Raw genomic sequence first — 11,763 nt, 5'->3', positions numbered from 1 at the left:
AGAAAATAAAACTGTCAGCGTTAGTGCTAACAGCAGGATGACCTGAACCAAAGGCTCAAGCGTCTTCTTTCTCCGAAATGTACGGATCGGGATACCCAAGAGCAAGCATTATCTCGGTCTCGATTCCTTCCATTTCTTCGGCTTCTTCGTCTTCAATGTGGTCATAGCCCAACAAATGCAGCGTACCGTGTACCACCATATGCGCCCAATGCGCTTCAACAGTTTTGCCTTGTTCAGCAGCCTCTTGCTCGACAACCTGACGACAAATAATCAGATCGCCAAGCAGCGGCAATTCAATACCAGGTGGGGCTTCAAACGGAAATGACAGCACATTGGTCGGCTTATCTTTACCGCGATAAGTCAGATTAAGCTCATGACTTTCTGCTTCATCAACCAGACGAATAGTGACTTCACTTTCTGGTTGAAAGGGCATAACCGCCGCTTCCAGCCAACGCTGGAACTGTGCTTCTTCCGGCAAGCCCGTGGTGTGCTCGCAGGCGAGTTGAAGATCAAGGATTACCGAACTCATTTGCTCTCCTGCGCGGCAACATGCGCCGCCAGCGCTTCACGTTTACGCTCTTCAGCCTGTTGATCGCGACGTTTTTGATCGGCTTCTTCCCAGGCTTCATAGGCGACAACGATGCGTGCGACCACGGGATGACGGACAACGTCTTCGCTATGGAAGAAGTTGAAACTGATCTCTTCCACTTCTGAAAGCACCTCAATTGCGTGGCGCAGGCCAGATTTGGTGTGACGCGGCAAGTCTATCTGCGTGACGTCGCCGGTAATCACCGCTTTTGAATTAAAGCCGATACGCGTCAGGAACATTTTCATCTGTTCGATGGTGGTGTTCTGGCTCTCATCCAGGATGATGAACGCATCATTGAGCGTACGGCCACGCATGTAAGCCAGCGGCGCGACTTCGATAACGTTGCGCTCCATCAGCTTTTCAACGCGTTCAAAGCCCAGCATCTCAAACAGCGCGTCATAAAGAGGGCGCAGGTAAGGATCAACTTTCTGGCTGAGATCGCCTGGCAGGAAACCCAGTTTTTCACCCGCTTCCACGGCGGGGCGCGTCAGCAGAATACGACGGATTTCCTGACGCTCCAGCGCGTCAACTGCCGCAGCCACCGCCAGATAGGTTTTACCGGTACCCGCCGGGCCGACACCGAAGGTGATGTCATGGTCGAGGATATTCGCGATGTACTGCGCCTGATTAGGCGTACGCGGCTTAATGACGCCACGTTTCGTTTTGATGTTCACCGCTTTGCCAAAATCAGGCACGCTTTCTGCGGTTTGTTCCAGTACACGACTCTCTTTGATCGCCAGGTGAATTTTTTCTGGCTCGATATCGGGGATATCACCGCGAACGGGGGCCGTGTCAACGTAGAGCGTTTTAAGGATATCTGCCGCCGCGTTCACGCACAGCGCGCGTCCAACTAACTTGAAGGCATTGTCACGGCGATTGATTTCGATGCCCAAACGACGTTCCAGTTGTTTAATATTGTCATCAAATGGACCACACAGGCTCATCAGACGGCGGTTATCGGCCGGTTCAAGGGCGATTTCACGAGTTTCGATATTCAAACGAATCCTTTGGGTCACTGAGGGCCAGTTGAAATGGGTGTTTGACGCACCGTTTGGCTTAAACGAATGCACCATAACGAAATTATTTATGTCGTAAAGCCTGGACGCAAGCTTCAGAAAAGATATTTGGGCGGCTCTTTCAGAAACCAAGTGCAACAAACTGAATTTGGCGGCAGCACTGCGCGCGCTGCCGCAAAGTAAAGCAGGGATCAAGGCTGGAAAGTACCTACGCCGATTTCGTTCTCTTTACGCGTACGCGCAATGACCGACGCCGGGCTTTCAACAACGCGTAGACCCATCTCATCCTCAGTGCGGACCAGTTTGCCACGCAGCGAATTGGTATAGACGTCGACAATCTCGACATCGACAAATTTGCCTATCATCTCTGGCGAGCATTCGAAGTTAACCACGCGGTTGTTTTCAGTGCGTCCCGTCAGTTCCATCACGTTCTTACGCGAGATGCCTTCAACCAGAATGCGTTGCACGCTGCCCAGCATACGGCGGCTAATGGCCAGTGCCTGCTGGTTAATACGATCTTGCAGAATCCACAGACGCTGCTTTTTCTCTTCTTCGCTGACGTCATCGGGCAAGTCCGCTGCTGGCGTGCCGGGACGTGCAGAATAAATAAAGCTATAGCTCATGTCGAAGTTGATGTCGCCAATCAGCTTCATGGTCTGCTCGAAGTCCTGCTGCGTTTCGCCAGGGAAGCCGATGATAAAGTCAGAGCTAATCTCAATCTCCGGGCGTGCCGCGCGCAGCTTACGGATAATCGCTTTGTACTCCAGTGCGGTATGCGCACGTTTCATCAGTGTCAGAATACGATCAGCACCGCTTTGCACCGGCAAATGCAGGAAGCTCACCAGTTCCGGTGTATCGCGATAAACCTCGATGATGTCATCGGTAAATTCGATGGGATGGCTGGTGGTGAAGCGAATACGGTCAATGCCGTCGATAGCAGCAACCAGACGCAATAACTCTGCAAAAGTGCAGACATCACCATCAAAGGCTGCGCCACGATAGGCGTTAACATTTTGACCCAGCAGGTTGACCTCGCGAACACCTTGCGCAGCCAGTTGGGCAATTTCCAACAAAATGTCGTCGCTCGGACGGCTTACTTCCTCGCCGCGGGTATAAGGCACCACACAGAAAGTACAATATTTATTGCAGCCTTCCATGATGGAAACGAAGGCGGTTGGGCCTTCTGCACGCGGTTCTGGCAGACGATCAAATTTCTCAATTTCAGGAAAGCTGATATCAACAACCGGGCTTTTGCTTCCGCGTACGGTGTTAATCATTTCCGGCAGGCGATGCAGGGTTTGTGGACCAAATACGATATCCACGCAAGGCGCACGCTGGCGAATATGATCCCCTTCCTGCGACGCTACGCAACCGCCGACGCCGATGATCAAATCAGGGTTGCGCTCTTTTAATTTTTTCCAGCGGCCCAACTGGTGGAAAACCTTCTCCTGCGCTTTCTCTCGGATAGAGCAGGTGTTAAGCAGCAGGATATCCGCCTCTTCAGCTTCCTCAGTCAGCGTGTAGCCATGCGTACTGTTCAGCAGGTCAGACATCTTAGATGAATCGTACTCATTCATCTGACATCCCCAGGTTTTGATATGCAGTTTTTTTGTCATCGAACTAGCCATTGATTCAGAGCAGTGAAGTGCAGGGCGCGTATTGTAATGCTTTGATGCTGTTGTGACCAGCCTAAGGGCTTTTCTGATCGTGCCGGATTTTTTCCGGTACACTTTGCTTAATCGGTCCCGCTCGCTGCTGAAGCTGGCGGAGAAAAGTAAAAGGATATGAGCAATGCAGGATAATCAGTTTGATGTCGTGGTGGTCGGCGGTGGCATGGTCGGAGCAGCACTGGCTTGCGGATTGGCGCTGGAAAAATTTCGCGTAGCAGTGATTGAGCGCGCGGAGCCGGCACCGTTTGTGGCTGACAGCGAGCCTGATATTCGTATTTCTGCTATTGGTTCTTCTTCTGTAGCCATGCTAAAGCAGCTTGATGTCTGGTCACGTATTGAGGCCATGCGCTGTGCGCCGTATCGCAAGTTAGAAACCTGGGAATGGCAAACCGCGCAGGTCAATTTTGATGCGGTGTCGCTGGGATTGCCAGAATTAGGTTTTATGGTGGAAAACGGTGTTTTGCAGCGGGCTTTATGGGAGCGGATGCAGCAGCTGGAGGTTACGCTGATCTCACCGGCAACGTTAGAACATCTACAAGAAGAAAATGGTGGCTGGCGGCTGAATCTCGATAATAGCCAAACTTTGCATGCGCGTTTGGTGGTGGGCGCAGATGGTGCCAATTCGCAGGTGCGGCAGATGTCGGGCATTGGTATTCATGGCTGGAGTTATGCGCAGTCATGTTTATTGATTGGTGTAACTTGTGAACACCCAGCAGGCGATACAACATGGCAGCACTTTACTCCACAAGGCCCACGTGCTTTTTTGCCGCTCTATGGTAATCATGCTTCGCTGGTTTGGTATGACTCGCCAACGCGCATTCGTCAATTACAGACGATGGCACTGCCACAGCTAGAAAAAGAGATTGCTGCCCATTTCCCTGCGCGTTTAGGCCGCTTTAAAGCGCACGCTGCAGGCGGTTTTCCGCTGGTACGCCGTCATGCTTCTCGCTATGTTCTACCGGGGTTAGCGTTGGTAGGTGATGCAGCACATACCATTAATCCGCTAGCAGGACAGGGCGTAAACCTTGGTTATCGCGATATTGACGCCTTAATTGATGTGTTGAGCGAATCGCGCAGTCAGGCAGAAGATTGGGCCTCTGAACGTGTGCTGTTACGTTATCAACGACAACGACGCAACGATAATTTGTTGATGCAAAGCGGCATGGATCTGTTCTATTTCGCCTTTAGCAATCACCTGCCACCGCTTAAATTTATACGTAACCTTGGGTTGATCGCTGCAGAGCATTCTGGCGTGTTAAAACGTCAGGCGCTGCGTTATGCATTAGGGCTGTAATGACAACGAAATAATGGGTGGATCTGCGTAGAGGATGAAACGCGTTGAAATCTGGCGCCTCTGGATATACGAACATTACACTTCTGAATTTTAATGTTCAGGGTGTAGAGGCGTTTTTTGATATGTCGATGCTGTGCGGTAAGTGTGCGCGGGGCTATTGAAAGGTGAACTGCAACAGACAGAAACAATAAAGCCCGCAAAAGCGGGCTTTATTATGCAATTTGGCTGGGGTGCAGGGATTCGAACCCCGGAATGCTGGTATCAGAAACCAGTGCCTTACCGCTTGGCGACACCCCAATTATGGGAATCAAATTGTCTTTATATGGCTGGGGTGCAGGGATTCGAACCCCGGAATGCTGGTATCAGAAACCAGTGCCTTACCGCTTGGCGACACCCCAATAAAATGGTGGCTACGACGGGAATCGAACCTGTGACCCCAGCATTATGAGTGCTGTGCTCTAACCAGCTGAGCTACGTAGCCTAATTTTATTGCGTTTATTGCTTTGCTTTTTCGAAGATGGCTGGGATACCTGGATTCGAACCAGGGAATGCCGGTATCAAAAACCGGTGCCTTACCGCTTGGCGATATCCCATTCGTCGACTCGCAACCACGAGAAACTTCGAAAATTGGCTGGGGTACCTGGATTCGAACCAGGGAATGCCGGCATCAAAAGCCGGTGCCTTACCGCTTGGCGATACCCCATCCACGCTTGCCGAATCATGAAATGGTGCGGGAGGCGAGACTTGAACTCGCACACCTTGCGGCGCCAGAACCTAAATCTGGTGCGTCTACCAATTTCGCCACTCCCGCAAAAAAGATGGTGGCTACGACGGGAATCGAACCTGTGACCCCAGCATTATGAGTGCTGTGCTCTAACCAGCTGAGCTACGTAGCCATCTTTTTTCGCGCAACCTTCATCGGCGTTGCGGGGCGCATTATGCGGAGTTGACCAGACAGCGTCAACAATTTTTTTGTCGTTTTTTACCTTAAAGCGCCTGTTTGTTTGGCTTATAACCAGGCTGATGGTTTATTCGGCAATTATTCAGTATTTACAAGGCGAATGGCAAAAAAATGGGCCACAAAGGGCCCATTTTCAAATCAATTATCTTGCTTATTTATAAGCAGATTGATGCACACCAACCGCACGACCTGAAGGATCGTCCATTGATTTAAACGCTTCATCCCACTCAATCGCTTTTGCAGAAGAGCAGGCTACAGAAGGTCCGCCTGGTACACATTCAGCAGCGCTTGGCAGCGGGAACAGCTCTTCGAAGATTTCACGATAGAGATAGGCTTCTTTAGAGTTTGGCGTGTTATAAGGGAAACGGAAGTGCGCCGTCGCCAGCTGCTGATCGCTGATTTGCTTCGCAGCAACTTCTTTCAAACTGTCAATCCAGCTGTAGCCCACGCCATCTGAGAACTGCTCTTTCTGGCGCCACGCCACGCTTTCCGGCAAGTAAGAAGAGAAGCATTCACGCAAAATGTGTTTTTCCATCTTACCGTTGCTGCCACACAGCTTATCTTTCGGGTTGATGCGCATGGCGACATCAAGGAATTTCTTATCCAGGAAGGGGACACGCGCTTCCACGCCCCATGCAGACATGGCTTTGTTAGCACGTGCGCAGTCGAACATATGCAGTGCCAGCAATTTGCGGACGTTCTCTTCATGGAACTCTTTCGCGTTCGGCGCTTTATGGAAGTAGAGATAACCGCCAAAGACTTCATCCGCACCTTCACCCGACAGCACCATTTTAATGCCCATCGCTTTGATCTTACGTGACATCAGATACATCGGCGTAGACGCGCGGATAGTGGTGACATCGTAAGTTTCAATGTGGTAAATCACATCGCGGATAGCATCCAAACCTTCCTGCACGGTGAAATGAATTTCATGGTGCACGGTACCCAGATGTTCGGCCACAGCTTTCGCTGCTTTCAGATCCGGTGAACCTTCAAGACCCACGGCAAAAGAGTGCAGCTGTGGCCACCACGCATCGCTCTTATCCTGATCTTCAACACGTTTTGCTGCATAACGTTTGGTCACTGCAGAAATAATGGAAGAGTCGAGGCCACCAGAAAGCAACACGCCGTAAGGAACGTCAGACATCAAATGGCTTTTCACTGACTCTTCCAGTGCGTGTTTCAGGCCCGCAGCATCGGTTTCGTTATGCTCAACGTTTTTATATTCCATCCAGTCACGCTGCCAGTAACGGCGGATTTCTCCGTCAGTGCTGGAAAGATAGCTTCCCGGCGGGAATTCTTTGATAGAGCGACAAACCGGCACCAGCGCTTTCATTTCAGACGCGACATACAGGTTGCCGTGCTCATCATTACCCATATACAGCGGAATGATACCGATGTGATCGCGGCCAATCAGGTAGGTGTTTTTAACGCTGTCATACAGGATGAATGCGAACATGCCTTCCAAATCATCCAGGAAGTCGACGCCTTTTTCCTGATAAAGCGCCAGGATCACTTCACAGTCAGACCCGGTCTGGAACTGATAGCGATCGCTTAATTCTGCACGCAGCGCCTGATGGTTATAGATTTCACCGTTAACAGCCAGCACGTGAGTGTGGTCGGCGTTATACAGCGGCTGTGCGCCGTTATTGACGTCGACAATTGAGAGGCGTTCATGCGAAAGAATCGCGTGGTCATCCGCATAGACACCTGACCAATCTGGTCCGCGATGACGCATTAAACGTGAACATTCCAGCGCTTTTTGCGCAGCTCAACAGGATCGGTTTTAAGATCCAGCACACCAAAAATTGAACACATAACTGACTCCTGAGCTTACCTAACGGCGATGTTATCTTTTGTGTTTGCAGCAGCCTGTCGCTGCCTGATGCATAAGAAAATGCGCTATTTCATGCATCCAATGCAAGAGGAATCATGATTTACTGATAAAAAGATTGTTGGTAATGCGATATATTTGATGATTCATCAATAAAATCACCATTTAATTGATGAATCGATAATTAAATAACGTAATTGGTCGTTATTTAATCACGGGTGTGGCGGTTTTCAGCAAGAAAAGATGACGCACCGCACATTCTTATCGCTGCGTCATAAGAAGAATGAATCAGAACAGGTCGATATCGGCCACAGAAGGATAAATCCAGTCTGGACGGAAAGGCATGGCATCAATATCACTCAAGGTTGAAACACCAGAAAGCACCAGTATCGTTTCAAGTCCCGCCTGAAAGCCTGCCAGAATATCGGTACGCAAATTATCTCCGACAATCACCGTCTCTTCGGAGTGAGCCTGCATTTTATTAAGTGCAGCACGCATGATATAGGGGCTTGGCTTACCCACGTAGAAAGGGCGGCGGCCAGAAATCTTCTCAATGCCTGCGCAAAGCGCGCCACAGGCCGGGACAAATCCTCGTGCATGCGTATCTGGATTGGTTGCAATAAAGCGTGCGCCACTGGCAACAAAAAAAGCGGCTTTATGCATCATATCCCAGTTGAACGAACGGGTTTCACCCACGATAACAAAATCGGGATTGACGTCAGTGATCGTGAATCCCGCTTTATAAAGCTCATGAATCAACGCACCTTCACCGATAACGTAGGCTTTTTTGCCTTCCTGACGACGCAAGAAATCTGCAGTGGCCATTGCTGAGGTATAAAAAACCGAATCCGGTACATCAATACCTGCCGAGGCAAAGCGGTTAGCCAAATCCTGACCGGTTTGTGAGGGATAATTGGTGAGTACCACCAGCGGCATCTCTTTTTGCACGATGCGTTGTAAAAACTCTTTAGCGCCGGGCACAGCGGTATTGTCGTGCATCAGCACGCCGTCGATATCACAGATTACGTTTTTAATTGTCATAGTTTCGTTCCGATGCAGCCCGCCAGATTGGCAGGCTCGACTTAGTCTTCGAGAAGATGTTGCAGCAGGATGCCATTGAGCATGGCACGTTTTGCCAGCGCAAAAGCGCCAATGGCAGATTGGTGATCCAACTGTGAGCGCACCACCGGTAAATTTTTGCGAAACGCTTTAAGTGCTTGAGTATTGATACACCCCTCAATCGCGGGCAGCAGCACTTTCTCCGCATCGGTGATTTCACCTGCCAGCACCACTTTTTGCGGATTAAACAGGTTAATCGCAATCGCGATAGCTTTGCCTAAATAGCGGCCGACATATTCGATCACTTCACATGCCAGCGCATCACCCTGATTTGCAGCTTTGCAAATCTGAGGCATGCAGCAATCATCTTGCGTCAATACGCTGGGATAGCCTTGACTCAATAAATGGCGTACGCGATTTTCGATCGCGCCATTTGCAGCAATGGTTTCCAGACAGCCGAAATTACCGCAATGGCAGCGCTCGCCCAAAGGATCGACCTGAATATGGCCAATCTCGCCGACATTGCCATTGCTACCCAGAAAGATGTGTCCATTAGCGATGATGCCTGCGCCAGTGCCACGGTGTAAACGCACCAGAATAGAGTCAGCACAATCACGACTTGCACCGAAATAGTGCTCAGCAAGCGCCAGGCTACGAATATCGTGGCCGACAAAACTGGTCACGTTGAAGCGTTTTTTCAGGCTGGCAACCAGAGGCCAATGGCTGACTGAAATATGCGGCATATAGCGAATCACGCCGTTTATAGGATCAACTAAGCCGGGGAGAATCACCGATATTGCAATCAGCTCACGGATTTTACGCTGGTGGAGTTCAATAAAGGCGGCGACGGCATTCAGCAGCGCGTGCTCCAACGTTTCTTGTGTACGTTCCGGCAACGCATAATCTTCTTGAGCCAGTGATTTCCCGCTGAGATCAAACAGCGTTAGCGTGGCGTCGTTACGGCCCAAACGCACGCCAATGGTATGAAAGTTGCGGGTTTCAGTGATGATGGAAATCGCGCGGCGCCCGCCGGTGGACGCCTGTTGGTCCACCTCTTTAATCAGGCCGCGCTCAATCAGTTGGCGGGTAATTTTTGTGACGCTGGCGGGCGCAAGCTGACTCAATTCGGCAATTTGAATGCGCGAAATCGGCCCTTGTTGATCGATTAGCCGATAAACGGCCGCGCTATTGAGTTGTTTGACAAGATCGACATTTCCTATTTGTGTCTGGCCGCCAGTGGTCATTCAGTGCTTACTCGCTCAGGACGTCGTCTCCATTGACAAACGTCTTAGTGATTTTAAAGTCGCGTGTAAACACAGTCAGGTTTGCGATTTTTCCTGCTTCGATCGTGCCCAACTGTTTTTCCACGCCCATTGCCCGTGCAGGATAAAGTGTCGCCATACGCAACGCCTCATCCAATGCAATGCCGACATGTTCGACGCTATTTCGCACGGCATCAATCATGGTTAATGCTGAACCACTCAGCGTGCCATTCTCATCCACGCACAGGCCGTTACGATAGTATATTGTTTTACCTGCAAAAATAAATTTATCGATGTCTGCGCCAGCCGGTGCGGTGGCATCGGACACTAACACCAGTTTGTCGCCTTTAATCCGTTTTGCATTACGCACATTAGCGTAATGAACATGTAAACCATCGGCAATAATGCCGCAGTATACATCAGGCGAATCAAACAGCGCACCGATAAGACCAGGCTCACGACCAGCAAAAGCAGGCATGGCATTATAGAGATGCGTCGCAAAGGTCACACCCGCTGAAAAACCTGTTTTGGCTTCTTCATAGGTCGCGTTTGAGTGGCCAGCAGAGACAATAATACCCGCATCAGTCAGTTGACGAATGACATCGCTACCGGCGTTTTCTGGTGCCAAAGTCACTTTGGTGATGACGTCTGCGTTATCACACAGGAATTGCACCATTTCAGGATCGGGCAAACGGATCAGCGCAGGATTATGGGTGCCTTTTTTCGCCGTGCTTAACCACGGACCTTCAAGATGCAATCCCAGCGCCTGATGCTGATGCTTGTTTAGATAAGCACGCATGGTTTCAATGGCGCGCTTCATCAACGCATCGCTGCTGGTAATCAAGGTAGGAAGGTAGCTGGTACAACCCGATTTTTCATTGGCGCGCTGCATAATTTCCAGCGTTTGAATGCTGAGCGCATCAATGTCGTCATTAAACTGCACGCCGCCGCAACCATTCAGTTGTAGATCGATAAAACCGGGAGCGATGATGGCACCTGAGACATCGCGCTGCTCAATATCTGCGGGCAGCGCCTCGTGAGAGCAAACACGCTCAATCTTACCCTCAGCAATAACCACTGCGTGGTTGTCCAAAATCTCATGGCCGCTGTAAATACGACCGTTAACTAATGCATACATCTTTCTTCTCCCGGCTAGGCCTGCTTTGATTTAAGGGCAACAGCAGACATCTACAACGTAGTCTTAAACACCTTTCATATTTTCCGCTTCCATCTCGCGGAAATATTTAACCGTTTTCACTTTTAATTCCATCGTGGAGGGCTCATCACAAACCACAACGGATTTTGCATGCAGTTGCAGACAGCTAATGGTCCACATGTGGTTAACGTTGCCTTCAACTGCCGCTTGCAGCGCCTGCGCTTTGACATGGCCCGTCACTAAAATCATGACTTCTTCGGCATCCAGTAACGTGCCAACACCAACAGTCAGGGCGTATTTTGGCACCTGATCAACATCGCCGTTGAAGAAGCGTGAATTGGCAACGCGCGTATCGTGTGTCAGCGTTTTGATACGCGTGCGGGAAGTCAAAGAAGAGGCTGGTTCGTTAAAGGCAATGTGTCCGTCGTTGCCGACGCCGCCCATAAACAGATGAATTTTACCCAGCGCACGAATTTTCTCTTCATACTGGCGACATTCTGCGTCAATGTCAGGCGCATTGCCATTCAGAAGGTTGATGTTTTCTGTTTGTATATCAACGTGATCGAAAAAGTTACGGTACATGAAACTGTGATAGCTTTCTGGGTGCTCTTTCGGTAAGCCAACATATTCGTCCATGTTGAACGTCACTACGTGCTTGAAACTAACCTGGCCCGATTTATGCATCTCAATAAGATGTTTATACGCTTCTAGCGGCGTTCCGCCGGTAGGTAAGCCGAGAACGAAAGGGCGATCGGCGCTTGGATTAAAGGCATTGATGCGGTTGACGATATGACGTGCAGCCCACTTGCCTACTTGAGTCGGCGTGGCTAAAGGAATCAGTCTCATGTTTCACCTCAATATTAAAGAATTGGGAAAGGTTAGACGCTGTACCGTTGTGCTAATAATCAGCCTAAACTGATTA

8 protein-coding genes, 7 tRNA genes and 1 pseudogene are annotated in these 11,763 nt (G+C 50.0%); 1 reads left to right on the top strand and 15 read right to left on the bottom strand.

All coding sequences use genetic code 11. From position 1 onward, the window contains the following. Positions 1-55: 55 nt before the first annotated feature. The 3 genes from ybeY to miaB form a co-directional block, all read right to left on the bottom strand. Positions 56-529 (bottom strand): rRNA maturation RNase YbeY, encoded by a 474-nt coding sequence (gene ybeY, locus KQP84_RS16555; RefSeq protein WP_215847353.1) that lies wholly within the window; start codon positions 527-529, stop codon positions 56-58. Then, on the bottom strand, positions 526-1,587 hold the full coding sequence (locus tag KQP84_RS16550) for a PhoH family protein (protein WP_215847352.1): 1,062 nt from the start codon (positions 1,585-1,587) through the stop codon (positions 526-528). Before KQP84_RS16550 ends, ybeY begins: the two co-directional genes overlap by 4 nt. Positions 1,588-1,796: 209 nt before the next feature. Further along, positions 1,797-3,221: a tRNA (N6-isopentenyl adenosine(37)-C2)-methylthiotransferase MiaB gene (miaB, locus tag KQP84_RS16545; RefSeq protein ID WP_215847351.1), complete on the bottom strand. Its 1,425-nt coding sequence runs from the start codon at positions 3,219-3,221 to the stop codon at positions 1,797-1,799. 175 nt (positions 3,222-3,396) lie between these two features. Between miaB and ubiF the strand changes: the two genes are divergently transcribed. Further along, positions 3,397-4,569, top strand: a complete 1,173-nt coding sequence (ubiF, locus tag KQP84_RS16540) for a 3-demethoxyubiquinol 3-hydroxylase (RefSeq protein ID WP_215847350.1) — start codon at positions 3,397-3,399, stop codon at positions 4,567-4,569. A gap of 222 nt (positions 4,570-4,791) precedes the next feature. Here ubiF and KQP84_RS16535 read toward each other — a convergent pair. The 12 genes and pseudogenes from KQP84_RS16535 to nagB all read right to left on the bottom strand — a co-directional run bounded on the left by KQP84_RS16535 (position 4,792) and on the right by nagB (position 11,687). Beyond that, positions 4,792-4,866, bottom strand: a tRNA-Gln gene (locus KQP84_RS16535). 26 nt (positions 4,867-4,892) lie between these two features. Further along, positions 4,893-4,967: transfer RNA gene (locus KQP84_RS16530), tRNA-Gln, on the bottom strand. A gap of 6 nt (positions 4,968-4,973) precedes the next feature. After that, positions 4,974-5,050 (bottom strand) — tRNA-Met (locus KQP84_RS16525). Between the two features lie 37 nt (positions 5,051-5,087). Continuing rightward, positions 5,088-5,162, bottom strand: a tRNA-Gln gene (locus KQP84_RS16520). Between the two features lie 35 nt (positions 5,163-5,197). Next, positions 5,198-5,272: transfer RNA gene (locus KQP84_RS16515), tRNA-Gln, on the bottom strand. A 23-nt stretch (positions 5,273-5,295) separates the two neighbouring features. Next, positions 5,296-5,380 (bottom strand) — tRNA-Leu (locus KQP84_RS16510). A gap of 8 nt (positions 5,381-5,388) precedes the next feature. Then, a tRNA-Met gene (locus KQP84_RS16505) sits at positions 5,389-5,465 on the bottom strand. Between the two features lie 216 nt (positions 5,466-5,681). Next, positions 5,682-7,348: pseudogene (gene asnB / locus KQP84_RS16500) on the bottom strand (asparagine synthase B). Positions 7,349-7,652: 304 nt separating this feature from the next. Then, a complete protein-coding gene (locus tag KQP84_RS16495) occupies positions 7,653-8,405 on the bottom strand; it encodes an HAD-IIA family hydrolase (RefSeq protein WP_215847349.1) in 753 nt (250 codons plus the stop codon). A gap of 41 nt (positions 8,406-8,446) precedes the next feature. After that, positions 8,447-9,667: a DNA-binding transcriptional regulator NagC gene (nagC, locus tag KQP84_RS16490; protein WP_215847348.1), complete on the bottom strand. Its 1,221-nt coding sequence runs from the start codon at positions 9,665-9,667 to the stop codon at positions 8,447-8,449. Between the two features lie 7 nt (positions 9,668-9,674). Then, on the bottom strand, positions 9,675-10,823 hold the full coding sequence (gene nagA / locus KQP84_RS16485; protein ID WP_215847347.1) for an N-acetylglucosamine-6-phosphate deacetylase: 1,149 nt from the start codon (positions 10,821-10,823) through the stop codon (positions 9,675-9,677). A gap of 63 nt (positions 10,824-10,886) precedes the next feature. After that, positions 10,887-11,687: a glucosamine-6-phosphate deaminase gene (nagB, locus tag KQP84_RS16480; RefSeq protein ID WP_215847346.1), complete on the bottom strand. Its 801-nt coding sequence runs from the start codon at positions 11,685-11,687 to the stop codon at positions 10,887-10,889. Positions 11,688-11,763 lie beyond the last annotated feature (76 nt).

Origin of the sequence: Candidatus Pantoea bituminis, assembly GCF_018842675.1 — a bacterium.
GTDB lineage: Bacteria > Pseudomonadota > Gammaproteobacteria > Enterobacterales > Enterobacteriaceae > Pantoea > Pantoea phytostimulans.
Note: the sequence above shows the minus strand (reverse complement) of the source record. Positions and strands in the feature narration are given on the sequence as shown.